Origin of the sequence: Aliidongia sp., assembly GCF_035943795.1 — a bacterium.
GTDB lineage: Bacteria > Pseudomonadota > Alphaproteobacteria > ATCC43930 > CGMCC-115725 > Aliidongia.
Genome location: NZ_DASZBY010000111.1, coordinates 21,080 through 37,407, shown reverse-complemented (window position 1 = coordinate 37,407; position 16,328 = coordinate 21,080). Strand labels below are relative to the sequence as shown.

The following is a 16,328-nucleotide window of genomic DNA, read 5'->3' as shown; positions in this document are numbered from 1 at the left end:
ATAGCTGCAAATGGCGTGCTAGCCGGATCGGATGGGGCGGAACCAACGGACTGTTCCGCCCGACCCATGCATCCGAAGGCCACGCTCCGGACGAGACTCCGTCCCCGTGTCAGGCCGTGAGCCAGACGTGTTCGGCCATGGCATAGCCCATCATGCCGCCGAGCGGGTTCGTCTCCAGGCCCTTGAGCTTCTCCGTCGTGGCATCGACGCCCGCGATGAAGGCCGGAATGACCGTGCCGGCCTCTTCCGAGACCATGACCTGCATCTCGCCGTAGATCTCCTTGCGCTTCGCCTGATCGAGCATGGCGCGCGCCTCGATCATCATCTTGTCGAACTTCTCGGACTTGTAGTGGCTCTCGTTCCACGGCGCGTCCGAGGAATAGAGCAGTGAGAACAGGATATCCGGTGTCGGGCGGAAGTTGATGTTGCCGAAATGAATCGGTGCTTTCAGCCAGTAATTGTCCCAATAGCCGTCGGGCGGCACGCGCTGGACGTCGAGCTTCAGGCCGATGTTGGCGCCGGCCGCCTGCACGATCATCGCGATGTCGACCGACGAGCCGGCGGCCTCCGAGGCGATGACGGGAATGGACTGGCCCAGCACCCCGGCCTTCTGGAAGTGGAACTTCGCTTTGTCCGGATCGAATGCCTTCGGCTTGATGTCGTTGTTCCGATAGACGTTGCCCGGGAACACCGGCTGGTCGTTGCCGAGTTCGCCCAGGCCGCGCAGCGCGGACTTCAGGATCTGCTCGCGGTTCACCAGATACTTCATGCCATCGATGAAGTCCTTGCTGTTACCGGGCGCCGTGTCGAGGCGCATGTTGAGATTCGTATAGTTGCTGGCGCTCGACCTCGAGAGCACGAAGCCGCTCTGGCCTTCGACGAGGCGAATGGAGCGGGGATTGATCGCGGCGGCCAGATGGATGTCGCCGGACAGGAGCGCATTGACCCGGGCGTTGTCGTCGCTGATGGCGAAGAACTCGAAGGAGTCGACGTAGGGGGCGCCGGATTTCCAGTAGTTCCGGTTCTTCGTCATGGTCGAACGGACGCCGGGCTCGAAGCTCTGCAATACGAAGGCGCCGGTGCCGTTGCCCTTGGAGAAGTCCTTGGTGCCGTCGGCGACGATCATGAAGTGATGCAGCGCCAGGATCGTCGGAAGATCGGCGTTCGGTCCCGTGAGTGAAATCGCCACGGTCGACTTGTCGATCGCTTTCACGTCGCTGATCTGGGCGGCGATCTTGGCGACCTTCGATCCGACCGAGGGGTCGAGATGGCGCTTCAGCGAAAAGACGACGTCGTCGGCCGTGAGATCCTTGCCGTCATGGAACGTGATGCCCTTGCGCAGCTTGACGGTCCATACCTTGGCGTCGGGGCTGTCGAAGCTGTCGGCAAGCTCCATCTGCGTCGCGCCGGCCTGATCGATGATGGTCAGGCGATTGTAGAGCGCGCTGCAACGGACATAGTCGGTCGAGAGCGATGCCTTGGCCGGGTCGAGCGTGTCCGCGGTCGATGCGGAGAAGCCAGCCGCCTTGAAGGCACCGCCGGAGGTCGGTGTTGCCGCGACGGCATCCGCCGCCCGCCCGAGGAGGGCGACGCCCGCAGACATCGCGACGCCGCCGGCCAGCATCATCTGCAGAAGCTCGCGGCGGCTCGCCCCGCGCCGAATGGCATTTTCGACGAGGGCGTCGTCGGACTTGTCCCAATTCATGATTCTGGTGTCCATGAAGCTTCCCTTCCTGTCTTGCGGCCGGCGTCCGTCTTTGCTGCGGATCTGTCCCGGCAAGTCAGCTAAAAGCTGGAGAGCGATTCTGGTCTTTTCTTCGTTCGGGTCGAAGTGGGCTGCGGTACAGTCGTGCCGCGGTCGAAGTCTGGCTTTCACGCAGTCCAGCGCCGGTCTGCCGCCCTCGTTACTTTCCGGCCCAACCAATTTCCGGGTGGTGCCGGGCGAGATTGTTTCAGGCCACGTGCAGAACGAAATTTTGTGCGGTCTACAGGCGCTTGCGTGAAAAAGCCCACTTTCCCTTGGATTTTTGGATTTCTAGGCAGCGAGTGTGGCACGGGTTCCACGCCGAATTCTCCGAATCGGCGGCTGTAGGCGGCACAAAATTGCGATTATGCCGATTGCACCGCATTTCGGGATCGGTACGATCTGCGGCCCTCAGGCGAGCGCCTGACGCACGTCGGGATCCGCCAGCGTCTCATCGAGCGTCCGGCGCGTGCGCTCGACGATCGCGTCGATCTCGCCCTCGGTACAGCAGAGCGGCGGCGCGTAGCCGAGCACGCCTTGGGGGAAAGCCCGGATCACCAGGCCGTTCGCCCAGGCGCGGTCGAAGATGCGGCGCGCCGGCTCCGCCGCAGGCGGAAGACGTGTCTTCAGCACCTTGTCCGTGACCAGTTCGACAGCGGCGAGCATGCCGCGGCCGCGGACGTCGCCGACCAGCGGATGGTCACGCAGGCTTTCGAGCCCGGCCAGCAAGCGCCGGCCGGCCTTGACGCCATTGTCCAGCAGGCCGCCTTCGTAGAGCTTCAGGACCGCCAGGCCGACGGCGGCGCTGACCGGGTGGGCGGAATAGGTGTAGCCGTGCCCGACCGCTGCATGGCCGGCGCCATCTGCGATTGTCTCGTACACATGATCGGTCATGAAGACGGCGCCCATGGGCACATAGCCCGAGGTGAGTCCCTTCGCGACGGTCATGAGGTCCGGAACGATGGCGTCGTGGGTGCAGGCGAACAGCGGTCCGGTGCGGCCGAAGCCGGTGATGACCTCGTCGGCGACGAACAGGATGCCATGCCGATGGCAGAGTTCGCGGATGGCCTTGATCCAGCCTTCGGGCGGCACGATGACGCCGCCCGAGCCCTGGATCGGTTCGACATAGAAGGCGGCGACGCGGTCGGCACCGATCGCGGCGATCTTGGCCGCGAGCGCCTCGAGCGACGCCGCGATGATCGCATCCGGCTCGCTGCCGACCGGATTGCGGTAGGGATAGGGCGACGGGATCTTGTGCTGCCAATCGAACGGCACGCCGAAACCGGCATGGAACGAGGGAAGTGCCGTCAGGCCGGCGCCGACCGTCGAGGACCCGTGATAGCCCTGCTCGACCGAGATGAACTGATCCCGCTGGGGTTCTCCCTTCGCATGCCAGTAATAGCGGACGAAGCGGACCGTGCTGTCGACCGCATCCGAGCCGCCGAGCGTGAAATAGACGTGGTTGAGGTCGCCGGGGGTGCGGTCTGCAAGCTCGGCGGCAAGCCGGATCGCCGCTTCGCAGCCCAGGTCGAAATAGGCGGTGGCGTAGGGCAGCTCGCGCATCTGCCGCGTGGCCGCCGTGATGATGCTTTCATGGCCGTAGCCGGCATTGACGCACCAGAGGCCGGCGAAGCCGTCGATGAGCTGATGGCCGGTCGCATCGGTCACCGTGGCGCCCTTGGCCGATTTGAGAACGCGGACGCCGAGTTTTTCGTGACCTCGGTACGAGGCGACGGGATGGATCAGATGGGCGCGGTCGAGTTCGATCAGGGAATTGGCGAGCATGCTGATCTCCGAATTAGCCTAAGGCTTGGCTGGCGAGGGCGAAGATGGCGGTGCCGGGGTTCGCCGTGCCGATCCCCGACGGGACGTGCATGACGATGCCGCCGCCAACCGGAGCGAGGCCGATGTCGGCGAGCCAGTCCGAAAGGCCGCTCTCGCTCGGTGTGTCGATACGCAGGAACGCCCCGGTCCGGGGTGCCGCGAAGAAGGCGATCAGGGCCTTGGCATTCGTCGGATCGGCGGCGACGACGGGGCCGATGACCTCGCCGCGCCCAAACGGGCGGATCGCGGCGAAACCTTCGACCCGCCCGTTGCGCCGGACGACGGCCAGCCGTCCCGATGCCGCAAGCAGGTCGATGAGCGCCCCGCGATCGGCACCGAACGCGGCGCGGTCGAGCATCTTGATCCCGGCAAGGTCGTCCTCGCCCGCATCCTGGACATTTCCGGGGGAGGCGACCGTTTGTACCGTCCCCTGATGCTGCCGGATCTCGCCGCATTCGACGAAGCCGAGCTTCTGGTAGAGCGGCAGCCCCTCGATGGTCGCGGTCAGCCGAAGCAGCCGGGTGCCGGCATGCGCCATCGCTTCGCCCATCAGCCGGCGGCCGAGCCCGTGGCCGCGCAGGGCCTCGTCCACGATCACCATGCTGATGGTGGCGCAATCCTGCTGGTAACGCGTCAGGAGAATGGTGCCAACCACGTGGCCAGCCGCATCGACCGCCACGGTGCCGGCGCTCAGGCTCAGCGCCATCCGCCAGTCTTCCGGCCGATGGGGCCATTGCGCCTGGCGCGACAGGGCTACGGCGCCGTCGATGTGTTCCGGGCCGAAGGCCGTCAGGGTAATTTCGCTCGATATCTGCATGGGGCGTCCTCTTCTGCCTCAAGCGTGCCGCAGAATCCGGTGACGGATCGTCTGAAGGCGGCGGTCCCGGCGCTATCTTCCGCCGCTCCACAGGCGGCTTTCCGCATTTTATGCCGCACGGTCTCTCGCGAGCTTGCTTGGAGCGTGGCTCCATCTCTATCGCCCCATTGGCGCGGAACTCTGTGCCGAACCTCCCCGTCCAAACGCAACAATCTGCTTTCCAGGCCGGCCAGTTCGGTCGAACCCGCCACGGGCTCCGGACGTAGGATGAGATCAGCAGAAGCGAGGTCGCTTCGGAACGGAGGATGGACGCAGATGGCCGGATTTCGCCCCAAGTACATCACTTTCGATTGTTACGGCACGCTGATCAATTTCGCGATGGCCGAGGTCGCGCGCGATCTCTTCGCCGACCGGGTCGACGCCGTGCGCATGCAGAAGTTCACGACCGATTTCGGCTTTTATCGGCGGGATGAGGTCCTGGGCGACTGGAAGCCCTATGGTGACATCATCCACAACTCGCTGAAGCGCACCTGCAAGGCGCATGGCGTCGCCTACCGCGACGAGGACGGCACGGCGGCCTACGAGAGCGTGCCGACCTACGGGCCGCATCCGGACGTGCCGGCCGGCCTCGCCAAGGTCGCCAAAGAAATTCCCCTGGTCATCCTGTCGAACGCCTCGAATTCGCAGATCATGTCCAACGTCGAAAAGCTGGGCGCGCCGTTCCATGCCGTCTACACAGCGGAGCAGGCCCAGGCATACAAGCCGCGGTTCAAGGCGTTCGAGTATATGTTCGACATGCTGGGATGCGGCCCGGAAGACGTGGTCCATTGCTCGTCCTCGTTCCGCTACGACCTGATGGCGGCATATGATCTCGGCATCAAGCACAAGGTCTGGGTGAACCGGGGGCACGAGCCGGCGATCCCTTATTACGAGTATGTCGAAATCGCCGATATTTCCGGGCTGGCCGGCGCCGTCGGTCTCTAGCAAAGGCGGGGCCGATGCAGTTCGTCTCCTATTGGCACGACACCGCTCCCGTCTTCGGCGGGGGTGCCGCGGGGCCGATCGGCGGCCACTATGATGTCGCCGTCATCGGTGGCGGCTTCACCGGGCTCGCGGCCGCGCGCCAGCTCGCCAAGGCCGGGGCCAAGGTGGTCGTGCTGGAGGCGGACCGGGTCGGCTCTGGCGCCTCTGGCCGCAACGGCGGGCATCTCAACAACGGCCTCGCCCACAGCTATCCGGCCGCCAAGGCCGAACTCGGCAAGGAGCGCGCGGTAGCACTCTACAAGGCGTTCGACGCGGCGATCGATACGATCGAGCAGGTGGTCGGCGAGGAAGGCATCGACTGCAATTTCCGGCGGGCGGGCAAGCTCAAGCTCGCATCCAAGCCGAAACATTTCGATGCCCTCGCCCGCAACTTCGAACAGATCCACGCCGAGGTCGATCCGGACACGGTGTTGCTTTCCGCCGCCGATCTCAAATCCGAGGTCGGCTCGCCGTTCCATGGCGCGGTTCTCTATCGCAAGAGTGCCATGATGCACATGGGCCGCTATGCCACCGGCCTTGCGGCCGCGGCGGTCCGGCATGGCGCCGCGATCTTCGAGCATGCGGCGGTGACCGCGCGTCAGAAAGTCGGTGGGCGCCACGAACTTACGACGGACCGCGGCCGCCTGACGGCGGACAATGTCTTCCTCGCGACCGGCGCCTACACGACGCCGAACTTCGGCTATTTCCGGCGCCGGATCCTGACGGTCGGCAGCTTCATCGTGGCGACGCGGCCGCTGACCACGGCGGAGATCGCCGATACGATGCCCACGAACCGGACCTGCGTCACCTCGATGAACGTCGGCAACTACTTTCGCCTGTCACCGGACGACCGGCTGATCTTCGGCGGCCGCGCGCGCTTCTCCGCGACATCGGACCAGCGCTCGGACGCCAAGGGTGGTGCCATCCTCAAGGCGGCGCTGGCCCAGATGTTTCCGCAGCTTGCCGACGTCGGGCTCGACTATTGCTGGGGCGGCATCCTCGACATGACCCAGGACCGCTATCCGCGTGCCGGCTCGCAGGACGGGGTGTGGTACGCCATGGGCTTCTCCGGCCATGGCGCGCAGCTTTCGACCCATCTCGGCATGATCATGGCCGATGCCATTCTGGGCCGCGAAGACCGCAATCCGATGAAGGGCGTCGATTGGCCGGCCGTGCCCGGCCATTTCGGCAAGCCCTGGTTCCTGCCGCTCGTCGGGCTCTATTACAAGGCGCTCGACCGTATCCAATAGGCGCGGGTTCGTTACAGGCCGATGAGCACGCTCTTGCTCTTGCGGTTGGCGAGATAGGCCTCGCGGCCCAGGTCCTTGCCGATGCCGGAGCGCTTGTAGCCGCCGGTCGGCAGGATATGGTCGCGCGAGCGGCTGTAGCGGTTGACCCAGATGGTACCGGCCTGGATCTGCCGGCAGAGGCGGATCGTCCGCGACAGGTCGGCGGTATAGAGGCCGGCGGCAAGCCCGTAGGTCGGGTGATCGGCCAGCGCCAGCGCCTCTTCCTCGCTCCGGAAGGTCTCGACCGTGAGCACTGGTCCGAAGATCTCCTCGCGGACCGCCGGCGACGATCGGTCGACGCCGGTCAGGATGGTCGGCTGGTAGAAATAGCCTGTCTCGTCGAACGGACGGCCGCCGATCAGGCATTCGGCGCCGGCCGCGGCCGCCGCTTCGACCAGCCCATCGATCCGGCGCAGCTGCCGCTCCGAGATGATTGGCGAATAGCGCGAGGTTTCGTCCCAGGTCGGGCCCGGCCGGACGTCCCGCATGCGCATCGCCACGGCCTCGACCAGCGCGTCGGCGATGCCTGCCTCGACGATGAGCCGGCTGCCGGCGACGCAGGCTTGGCCTGCATTGGCGAGGATGCTGGTGGCGATGGCGCTCGCCGCCCGCTCGATATCCGCGTCGGCGAAAACGATCTGCGGGCTCTTGCCGCCGAGCTCCAGGGTCATCGGCTTGATGCCGGTCCGGGCGATGTTGGCCATGATCGCGGCCCCGGCGGCGGTCGAGCCGGTGAAGCTCACCTTGCTCACGTCCGGATGCCCGGCGATGGCGGCGCCGGTCGTGGGTCCATCGCCCAGCACGATGTTGATGAGACCCGGCGGCAGGCCGGCGCGAACCGCGAGTTCGGCCAGATAGACGGTCGAGAACGGCGTCATCTCGGACGGCTTCAGGACGACGGCATTGCCGGCGGCGAGCGCCGGGCCAAGCTTCCAGGCGGCGGTGGCGACCGGCACGTTCCAGGGCGTGATGGCGCCGACGACGCCGTAGGGTTCGCTCATGATCATGCCGAAGCTCTGGTCGTCGGTCGGGACGAGGCCGCTGCCCTCCTTGTCGGCGAATTCGGCAAAAAAGCGGATCTGCTCCGCCGCGACCGCGATGTCGCCCGCGACCAGCAGGCCGACGGGCCGGGTCGACAACAGCGCCTCGATCCGGGCGAGCGTCACGGCCTCGGCCTCGATCAGATCCGCCCAGGCGTGCAGCGCCCGGGTCCGCTCGCGCGGCCGCACGCCGGCCCAGTTGCTGGCCTTCAAGGCCGCCTTGGCGCTCTCGACCGCCTGGTCGACCATCTCCGCGTCGGCGAGCGGGCAGCCGGCATGAGCGTGGCCGTCGGATGGGCGGCGCATGTCGATCGTGCCCTCGGCTGCGATCAGCCGGCCGCCGATGAAATGGCCGATTGGCAACGGCAGTGCGTCGGGATCGAAGCTGAGCCCCATGGGACGGTCCTTTCGCTCAATAGCCGCGGGTGCGGTCGACGAGGCCGATCGGGTCGAGCCCGGCTCGGAGGCGCTGCATGTTCTCGACCACCGCGCGGGCGGCGGTCGCCGCCTGGGTCACGCTGGCGATATGCGGGGTCAGGACGATCTGGGGATGCAGCCAGAAGGGATGGTCTTCCGGCAGCGGCTCTGGATCGGTCACATCGATGACGGCGCCGGAGAGCTGGCCACTGTCGAGCGCTGCCAAGAGGGCGTCATGGTCGAGCTGCGGCCCGCGTCCGACATGGACGAGGGCGGCCCCGGCCGGCAGCTTCGAGAACAGTGCCGCATCAAGGAAGCCGCGCGTCTCGTCGGTGAGCGGCAGCAGGCAGACGAGGATGTCGGTCGTCCGCAGCATCGCCTTCAAACCGGCCTCGCCATGATGGCAGGCGATGCCGGCGAGCGCGCGCGGACGCCGGCTCCAGCCGGCAAGGGCGAAGCCGAACGGCTGGAGCCGCTCCAGCACCGCCTGCGCGAGCATGCCGAGGCCGAGGATGCCGACGCGGCGCTCGGTTGCCTGGATCTGGGGAAGCGGCCGCCATTGCCGCATGCGCTGCTGGGCGGCATAGCTCGGCATGTTCCGGTGCAGCGTCAGGACGGCAAGCGCTGCATATTCCTGCATCATGCGCACGATGCCTGCCTCGACCATGCGCACGACCTTCACGTGGGCCGGCACCAGGTCGAGCTGAAACTGGTCCACGCCGGCGCCGATCGAGAAGAGCACTTCGAGATTGCGATAGCGGTCGAGATCGGCCGGAACCGTCCAGGTGATCAGATAGCGCACCGTGCCCGGGTCGACCGTGGCGGCATCCATGGTGAAGGGGACGTCGGGCAGGGCCTCGGCGAAGGCGTCCGCGAATACAGCGCCGCGCCTGGCGTCGGAGTTGAACAGGAAGGTCATGGCCGCGGGCTTCCCATCATGCGGTGCAGCGCTCGCCGAGCGCCCTCATCATCCGCTGGCATGCGGCAAGCTCGCTCGTGAGGATGAATTCGTCTGCCTTATGGGCGCGGGCGATGTCGCCCGGGCCGCAGATGATGGCCTCGATGCCGGCCTGCTGGTAAAGGCCGGCTTCCGTGCCGTAGCTGACGGCGGCGAGCGGCTCCTTGCCGGTCAACTGCCGCAGCATCGCCGCGAGCGAGGCGTCGGCCGAAAGCGACAGGGCCGGATAGGCGCTGATCGGCGTCCATTCCGCATCGAGGCCGCGGGCCATCAGAGCCTCGACGGCCGCCTTCACGGGCGCCAGCAGGCTCGCCGGGTCGACGCCCGCGATGGCGCGCGCCTCGAGTTCCAGCGCGCAATGGTCGGGGATGATGTTGATCGCCTGTCCGCCGGCGATGGTCCCGACCTGGAGCGAGGAATAGGCCGGCTCGAAAACCGGATCGAACGGACCCGTCGTCAGCCGCGCCGCTTCCGCAACGGCGGCATTCAGCACGTCGGCCATGGCATGGATCGCATTGATGCCGAGATCGGGCCGCGAGGAATGGCCCGGACAGCCACGGATCGTCACCCGGGCCGCGGTCTTGCCCTTGTGGGCGCACACCGCCTGCATGCCACTCGGCTCGCCGATGATGGCGCCGGCCGGTCTCGCGCAAAGCTCGGGCAGGTGGTCGATCAGGTGCGGCGCGCCGCGGCAGCCGGCCTCTTCGTCATAGGAGAACGCAAGATGGATCGGCCGGGCGAGCGGCATTCGCACCAGGGCCGGCACCGTGGCCAGGGCAGCGGCGATGAAGCCCTTCATGTCCGTAGCGCCACGCCCGTAGAGCCGGTCGCCCACCGTCCGCAGCACGAAGGGGTCGGCGGTCCATCCGGGCTCCTTCGCCGGCACCACGTCCATGTGGCCGGAAAGAATATAGCCGGGAATTTCGGCAGGGCCGATCGTGGCGAACAGGTTGGCGCGGTCGCCTTCCGGCCCCATCAGGACGGCAACCCGCACGCCGTGGCCTTCGAGATAGTCCTTGATCCAGGCGACGATCGCGCCGTTCGTCGTGCCGACGACGGACGGAAAGCGGATCAACTTGTCCAGGATCTCGATGACGGTCATAAAACTCCCCAGCACGCCGGAAGTGCAGAGGCAGCACCGCTCGCCGGATACCCACCCGGAAATGCTGCCTTCTTCGGTTGAGAGTGACGGTGCTGCGGCGCGATTTGATACCGAATCGCCCGCGCATTTGGTTTATTGTTTTGCTGATCGGCAACATTTCGTCGAATTCTGCCGGGTATCACCCTCTATCCTTGGTATCCAATCCGGCAATTGGTCCTGGTCGGAAAGTTTCGTGAGGGGATCCAAGTGAGGCCGGCTCGCAACCTACATGTCGACGTCTTTGCGATCAGGATTGACGATATCCGGGACGTGGGGCTGGACCGGCTGCATGCCTTGTCCCTCTCCGTCGGCTGGCCGCATCGCGCCGAGGATTGGCGGCTCTTGCTCGGGCTGGGGCAGGGGGTCGTGGCCCTGGACGAGATCGATCGAGTGATCGGCTCGGCCATGTGGTTTCCCCATGGCGACAGCTTCGCGACCGTCGGCATGGTGATTACGCAGCCGCGGCTACAGACCAACGGAACCGGGCTTTGGCTGATGCGCCATGTCCTGCCCGAGCTGGCCGGGCGCGACCTCAGGCTGAATGCGACACGCGCGGCGCAGCGGCTCTATCGGTCGCTCGATTTTCAGGGCGAGAAGACCGTGTTCCAGTATCAGGGCACGGTACGGCCGGCTGTGGAGAGTGAAGAGCACGCCGTCCATGGGCTGATCCAGCCGCTGGCGAGCAACGATTTGACCCGGATCATCGCGCTGGACGCTATCGCTTTCGGTGTGAGGAGAGAAAATCTCGTCGAAACGCTGCTCGGTCAGTCCCGAGGCTATGGCCTGTTCCGCGACGGCGACCTCCGTGCGTTCGCTCTTTGCCGCCCGTTTGGGCGCGGCCACGTGATCGGGCCGGTCGTGGCGGCGACCGACGGCGACGCGATAGCGGTGGTCCGGCCGCATCTGGTCGAGCATGACGGTGCCTTCGTGCGGCTGGACACGCACCTGGAAACGGGCGACTTCACAGCCCTGCTGTCGCAGAGCGGCCTGCCGATTTACGATACGGTGCTGACGATGTCGTTTGGCAAGCGCCTCGCGACTTTCGCCCCGACGGATCCCGCGCCCTTCGTCACCTACGGCCTTGCGAGCCATACGCTCGGATGAGGCTCGGGATCGCACCCCGGGCCTCGGGCCCGGAACAATCGCTGTCGAGCGAGCGCGTGACCCGCAGCAAGTCCCGGCGGCCCGCCGGCTTCGGCAATATTCTCGCTCATGTTCGCGCGTGCCGTCTGGCTGGTCAGGCCCTTCACTGGGGAGGCGACGACCGCAACCCCGTTGACCGCTTCGCCGGCGCGGGCACCGTCCTGTCGGAAAGCAGCATCGGTCCATAAGCCCGGGCAAAGAGGCTGAATGCGACAATCCACAGACAACCCGACGCGACCAGGATCGGCATGAACGGTCCCAGGCCGAAAGCCGCGACCAGCCGCAGCAATGCTGCAAAAGCGATCGAGACATAGATCGCAGCGGTGGCGCGATTGGCGGTGAGCGTGCGACCGGTATGGCCGAGCGTCGCGCGGGTCATGACCGCGAGGATCATCGTGCCGAAGGCTCCCACTGTCAGGGCGTGAAGTGCCGCTGTCTGCGGCACGCCCCATCCCAGCATCGACAGCCCAAGCAAGGCCGATCCGGCAACCATCCAGGCATATCCCAGATGGAGGATGAACAGCAGCGGCTCGGCCATGGTGGCACGGCCGCGCCAACGATGCAGGCGGGCGCAATTGAGGGCCGCCGCGAACAGGAGCAGCGCGCCGACCGGGGCGAATTCGGGCAGCACGACCCAACCGATCAAGCCGACGTGCAGCAGTCCGAGCGCCCCGCGATCGATCCAGCCGTTGGTTGGCGGTAGATCGGCCACGCCCCGTTTCGTGAGCCAATTCCGGGTGAAGGTAGGGACGATCCGGCCGGCGATCACCGAGATCAGGACGATCGTCGTCGCCAGCCCGAGGCGCCAGCCGAGCCCGGGCGAAACCGCGACGCCGTTCGCCTCGAGATGCATCAGAAGATTGGCGGCGCCGAGCAAGGCGGCCGGCAGGACCATGGGCAGATTGCGCCAGTTCCGGCCGGCGACGATCTCGCGCGCGGCCACGACCAGGAGCGTCACCGGAAAGGCGAGGTCGGCCGCGATCGATAGCCATGCCGGCATCAGGCCCGAGGTCAGGCACACGATCCGGCCCAGCAACCAGAAACCTGCCAGCAGAACCAGGGGGGCACCGCCGACCGGCGGGCGCTTGGTCCAGTTCGGGATGGCGGTCAGCAGAAAACCGCCGACGGCCGCCATCACGAAACCGAACAGCATCTCGTGGATATGCCAAGTCAGCGGATCGAACCGGCTCGGTAGCGTGAGCCCCGTCGTCAACAGGGCGAGCCACAGCGCGACGGCGCAGATTGCCCACAGCGCAGTCGCCAGGAAGAAGGGACGAAACCCTGCGGTCCAGATGGCTGGGCGAGGCTTCGCGGCCGCGGCACCCGAGGCGGCGCTCATGCGTGCACCCGCATCTCGAAGCGCACGGCCTGTCTTTCGACGAACCGTGCGATTTCATGGACGTCCGCCAAGTCGTAGCACGCCAACGCGCCGCCATGCGGCGCATCGCTTGCGATAGCGATGACGGACGGATCATCCCGATATTGCGGTCGGCGATCGGTGCCCGACAAGACCACCTCGAGTTTGGGAAAGGGCGCCAGGCGGAAACCCTCGACCAGCACCAGATCGACAGGACTGAGGCGAGCGATCAGGGGCTCGACCGCCGGTTCGTCGAACACCCCGGTCTGCTCATGCATCAACGCCCAACGAAAGCTGTTGGCGACGATGATTTCCCGGGCGCCCGCCTCGCGCTGGCAATATGTATCCTTTCCTGGGCGATCCAGGTCCACGTCGTCGCTGACCCGCTTGATCGTGGAGACGGCGAGGCCCTGCTGCGTCAGGTATCGAACCACGCCCTGGATCAGGCCGGACTTGCCGCGGCATCCGCCGATCACGCCGAAGACTTTCACGATCCCCTCCTAAAACTGTTCAAGGCGCAATGCCATCGGCCGGTGCCGTCGCGGGAAGACCGAGGCCTTCGACTTTTGCGGCACCATCCAGCCGCACCTCGGCCGACCGCCGGGTGTAGAACCACCAGGTCATGACCAGGCAGATCAGGTAGAAGACGACGAAGCCGATCAGCGCCGCCCCGGGTCCGCCGGTCGCGGTGATCGAGCTGCCGAAGCTCTTCGGAATGAAGAAGGCGCCGATCGCGGCGACCGCCGAGGTGAAGCCGAGCACGGCGGCACCTTCCTTGGCGGCGTCGCGCTGGGCCGCCTCGGTCGCTTCGGCACCCCGTCCGGCAGCCTGGCGCTGCAGCAGCGTGCTGAAGATCGCCGGCATCATCTGGAAGGTCGAGGCATTGCCGACGCCGCTGGCCGCGAACAGCAGCAGGAACATGCCGAGGAAGCCCCAGAAGGCGTCGGGCTGGTCCTTGATACCGATGAAGAACAACACGCCGGCCACGGCGGCGATCATGGTGACATAGACCCAGATCGTGACGCGCGCGCCGCCCCAGCGATCGGCCATCCAGCCGGTCAGCGACCGGCTGGCGGCGCCGACCAATGGGCCGAGGAAGGCATAGGCAACGGGGTTCACGCCCGGAAACAACACCTTGGTCAGCAGCGGGAAGCCCGCGGAATAGCCGATGAAGGAGCCGAAGGTGCCGGTATAGAGCCAGCACAGGATCCAGGTGTGCTTGCGTTTGAAGATCACGGCCTGATCGGCGAAGGACGCCTTGGCCGACGCGATGTCGTTCATGCCGAACCAGGCGGCGACGGTCGCGACCAGGATCAGCGGCACCCAGACGAAGCCGGCGTTCTGCAGCCAGATCTGCTTGGTCGTCCCGGCGACGGCCGCCGTCTGCGGCATGCCGCCGAAGCCGCCGAACAGCCCGAGGGTGATCACGACAGGCACCAGAAACTGCACCGCCGAGACGCCGAGGTTGCCGAGGCCGGCGTTGAGCGCCAGTGCCTGGCCCTTGCCCGCCTTCGGATAGAAGAAGCTGATGTTGGCCATCGACGAGGCGAAATTACCGCCGCCCAGCCCGCACAACAGCGCCAGGATCAGGAACACATTATAGGGCGTCTCGGGATGCTGCACGGCCAGGCCGATACCGATTGCGGGCACCAGCAACGAGGCGGTCGAAAAGGTCGTCCAGGTCCGCCCGCCGAAGATCGGCACCATGAAGGCGTAGAAGCCGCGCAGAATGGCGCCCGACAGGCCGGGCAGCGCCGCAAGCCAGAACAGCTCGTCGGGCGAGAATTTGAAGCCGATCGCCGGCAGGTTCACGACCACGACCGACCAGACCATCCAGACCGCGAAGGCGAGAAGCAAGGCAGGGATCGAGATCCACAGGTTGCGCGTCGCGATCCGCCGCCCGGTCCTGGTCCAGAAGCTCTCGCTTTCCGGCGCCCATTCGGTCAGCACCGCGCCCTGCGGCTGCAACTCCGGCAGGAAGCGGCGATCCGTCGTTGTCGTTGTCCGCTCCGAGCGCAGAATGGCGCCGTGCATCCAGACCAGATTCACGACCGCAACCAGGAACAGCAGCATGAAACAGCTGGTCCACAAGCCGGTCAGATCGTTCATCAGGCCGAAAGCGATGGGCATCACGAAGCCGCCCAGGCCGCCGATCATACCGACGGCACCGCCGACGGGCCCGACATGGTCCGGATAATAGATCGGGATGTGGCGATAGACCGCCGCCTTGCCGATCGCCATGAAGAACCCGAGCACGAAGGCGATCATGGTGAAGGGAACGACGCCCAGGTCGAAGCTGAACTGCAGATCGCCGTGGATGCCATGGACGATATAGTCCGTCGCCGGGTAGGACAGCGCGAAGGTGCAGGCGATGGCCGCGCCGAACGACCAGTACATCACCCGGCGCGCGCCGACCTTATCGGCCAGTACGCCGCCATAGACCCGGAACAAGCTGCCCGGGATCGAGTAGGCGGCGCCCAGCAGGCCCGCGGTTGCGATGTTCAGGTGATAGGCGCCGACGTAGAAATGCGGCAGCCACAGGGCCAGTGCCACGAAGCCGCCGAAGACGAAGAAATAATAGAGCGAGAAGCGCCAGACCCGGGCGTCGGCAAGGGGCGCCAACTGCTCGGCCAGGGACAGCGGCTTGGCCGCACCCGCTTGCCGGGCCCGCATCACCGGATCATCGCTTGTCGTGAACCAGAAGACGATCGCCATCACGGCCAGAGCGGCCGCCCAGACCTGTGCCACCATGGTCCAGCCGAACGCGATCATCACCATCGGCGCCAGCAGCTTGGTCACCGCGGCGCCGACATTGCCCATGCCGAAGATGCCGAGCGCGGTTCCCTGCTTTTCCTTGGGATACCAGCGCGACACATAGGCGATGCCGACCGCGAAGGAGCCACCGGCGATGCCGACGCCCAAGGCCGCGACCAGCAGCATCGGGTAGGTATGGGCAAATGACAGCAGGAACGTCGCCGCGGCGCCGGCCAGCATGACCAGCGTGAAGAGAATGCGGCCACCGATACGATCGGTCCAGATGCCGAGCACCAGGCGGATCAGCGATCCGCTCAGGATCGGCGTGCCGACCAGCAGGCCGAACTCCGTATCGTCGAGGCCAAGCTGCTGCTTGATGCCGATGCCGATGATCGAAAAAATCGACCAGACGGCGAAACAGACGGTGAAGGCGAGCGTACTCACGCCCAGGATCTGGTTTGAGTGGGGATCGATCGTCTGCGGCATGCTCGGCATCCCTTGGCGGGCCCCGTCGATGGACGGGGCAATGGGCTGATTCGAGCAAAACCTACTCTCGACCTGGGTGCCTCTCGTTGACTTGGATCAAATACGCTCGCAGTTCACGCCGGGTACTCCGCGCTTCTTGAGGAAGGCCGCGATCTGCTCTCGGTTAGCATGGCTATTCAGGAATCAACGGGCCCAGGCACTGGACAAGGCTTCCGCGCATCCGAATCGCGACGTCGATTGATCTGAATCAATGTCCGTGCCTGGGGCAATGCTCAATCTCCATCCTCGCTGTCACGTCCCGCTTGAGTGGGCCGTCACGAACCGCAGGGGTGAGA

Annotated in this window: 12 protein-coding genes; 3 read left to right on the top strand and 9 right to left on the bottom strand. The window is 66.0% G+C overall.

Annotation, left to right across the window (positions count from 1 at the left end; all coding sequences use genetic code 11):
- Positions 1 to 109: 109 nt before the first annotated feature.
- The 3 genes from VGV37_RS21710 to VGV37_RS21700 form a co-directional block, all read right to left on the bottom strand.
- Positions 110 to 1,720: an ABC transporter substrate-binding protein gene (locus VGV37_RS21710; protein ID WP_326881854.1), complete on the bottom strand. Its 1,611-nt coding sequence runs from the start codon at positions 1,718 to 1,720 to the stop codon at positions 110 to 112.
- Between the two features lie 435 nt (positions 1,721 to 2,155).
- The gene (locus VGV37_RS21705) at positions 2,156 to 3,529 is read right to left on the bottom strand and encodes an aspartate aminotransferase family protein (protein ID WP_326881853.1); all 1,374 of its coding nucleotides are present in this window, start codon (positions 3,527 to 3,529) and stop codon (positions 2,156 to 2,158) included.
- Positions 3,530 to 3,542: 13 nt separating this feature from the next.
- Entirely contained in the window at positions 3,543 to 4,385 is an 843-nt protein-coding gene (locus VGV37_RS21700; protein WP_326881852.1) for a GNAT family N-acetyltransferase, read from the bottom strand.
- A 315-nt stretch (positions 4,386 to 4,700) separates the two neighbouring features.
- Here VGV37_RS21700 and VGV37_RS21695 point away from each other — a divergent pair, with 315 nt between their 5' ends.
- Positions 4,701 to 5,369: a haloacid dehalogenase type II gene (locus tag VGV37_RS21695; protein ID WP_326881851.1), complete on the top strand. Its 669-nt coding sequence runs from the start codon at positions 4,701 to 4,703 to the stop codon at positions 5,367 to 5,369.
- A gap of 14 nt (positions 5,370 to 5,383) precedes the next feature.
- On the top strand, positions 5,384 to 6,658 hold the full coding sequence (locus VGV37_RS21690) for an FAD-binding oxidoreductase (RefSeq protein WP_326881850.1): 1,275 nt from the start codon (positions 5,384 to 5,386) through the stop codon (positions 6,656 to 6,658).
- A gap of 11 nt (positions 6,659 to 6,669) precedes the next feature.
- On the opposite strand, the gene VGV37_RS21685 is transcribed toward VGV37_RS21690, so the two are convergent.
- From VGV37_RS21685 to argE, 3 genes are read right to left on the bottom strand one after another with little or no spacing between them, the layout of a single operon-like run.
- Positions 6,670 to 8,133, bottom strand: coding sequence for an aldehyde dehydrogenase family protein (locus VGV37_RS21685; RefSeq protein ID WP_326881849.1), 1,464 nt, complete (start codon positions 8,131 to 8,133; stop codon positions 6,670 to 6,672).
- Between the two features lie 16 nt (positions 8,134 to 8,149).
- Positions 8,150 to 9,073 carry a glyoxylate/hydroxypyruvate reductase A gene (locus tag VGV37_RS21680; RefSeq protein WP_326881848.1) on the bottom strand — a complete coding sequence of 308 codons (924 nt, stop codon included), beginning with the start codon at positions 9,071 to 9,073 and terminating at the stop codon, positions 8,150 to 8,152.
- Between the two features lie 16 nt (positions 9,074 to 9,089).
- Entirely contained in the window at positions 9,090 to 10,214 is a 1,125-nt protein-coding gene (gene argE, locus VGV37_RS21675) for an acetylornithine deacetylase (protein ID WP_326881847.1), read from the bottom strand.
- A gap of 210 nt (positions 10,215 to 10,424) precedes the next feature.
- On the opposite strand from argE, the gene VGV37_RS21670 reads away from it, so the two are divergent.
- On the top strand, positions 10,425 to 11,357 hold the full coding sequence (locus VGV37_RS21670; RefSeq protein ID WP_326881846.1) for a GNAT family N-acetyltransferase: 933 nt from the start codon (positions 10,425 to 10,427) through the stop codon (positions 11,355 to 11,357).
- Positions 11,358 to 11,499: 142 nt separating this feature from the next.
- Here the strand turns inward: VGV37_RS21670 and VGV37_RS21665 are convergent, their stop codons facing one another.
- Genes VGV37_RS21665 through VGV37_RS21655 form a run of 3 tightly spaced genes read right to left on the bottom strand, consistent with a single transcriptional unit; the run spans position 11,500 to position 15,993 of the window.
- A complete protein-coding gene (locus tag VGV37_RS21665) occupies positions 11,500 to 12,735 on the bottom strand; it encodes an NnrS family protein (RefSeq protein WP_326881845.1) in 1,236 nt (411 codons plus the stop codon).
- Complete coding sequence (mobB, locus tag VGV37_RS21660) at positions 12,732 to 13,244, bottom strand: molybdopterin-guanine dinucleotide biosynthesis protein B (protein ID WP_326881844.1); 513 nt, start codon at positions 13,242 to 13,244, stop codon at positions 12,732 to 12,734. Before mobB ends, VGV37_RS21665 begins: the two co-directional genes overlap by 4 nt.
- A gap of 19 nt (positions 13,245 to 13,263) precedes the next feature.
- Complete coding sequence (locus tag VGV37_RS21655) at positions 13,264 to 15,993, bottom strand: MFS transporter (protein WP_326881843.1); 2,730 nt, start codon at positions 15,991 to 15,993, stop codon at positions 13,264 to 13,266.
- Between the last annotated feature and the right edge of the window lie 335 nt (positions 15,994 to 16,328).

Excerpts from the sequence above, each read along its gene's own strand:
- VGV37_RS21655 (WP_326881843.1), bottom strand. The coding sequence starts at position 15,993 with ATGCCGCAGACGATCGATCCCCACTCAAACCAGATCCTGGGCGTGAGT.
- VGV37_RS21695 (WP_326881851.1), top strand. The coding sequence starts at position 4,701 with ATGGCCGGATTTCGCCCCAAGTACATCACTTTCGATTGTTACGGCACG.
- VGV37_RS21680 (WP_326881848.1), bottom strand. The coding sequence starts at position 9,073 with ATGACCTTCCTGTTCAACTCCGACGCCAGGCGCGGCGCTGTATTCGCG.
- VGV37_RS21690 (WP_326881850.1), top strand. The coding sequence starts at position 5,384 with ATGCAGTTCGTCTCCTATTGGCACGACACCGCTCCCGTCTTCGGCGGG.
- VGV37_RS21710 (WP_326881854.1), bottom strand. The coding sequence starts at position 1,720 with ATGGACACCAGAATCATGAATTGGGACAAGTCCGACGACGCCCTCGTC.
- VGV37_RS21700 (WP_326881852.1), bottom strand. The coding sequence starts at position 4,385 with ATGCAGATATCGAGCGAAATTACCCTGACGGCCTTCGGCCCGGAACAC.
- VGV37_RS21705 (WP_326881853.1), bottom strand. The coding sequence starts at position 3,529 with ATGCTCGCCAATTCCCTGATCGAACTCGACCGCGCCCATCTGATCCAT.
- VGV37_RS21665 (WP_326881845.1), bottom strand. The coding sequence starts at position 12,735 with ATGAGCGCCGCCTCGGGTGCCGCGGCCGCGAAGCCTCGCCCAGCCATC.
- argE (WP_326881847.1), bottom strand. The coding sequence starts at position 10,214 with ATGACCGTCATCGAGATCCTGGACAAGTTGATCCGCTTTCCGTCCGTC.
- VGV37_RS21685 (WP_326881849.1), bottom strand. The coding sequence starts at position 8,133 with ATGGGGCTCAGCTTCGATCCCGACGCACTGCCGTTGCCAATCGGCCAT.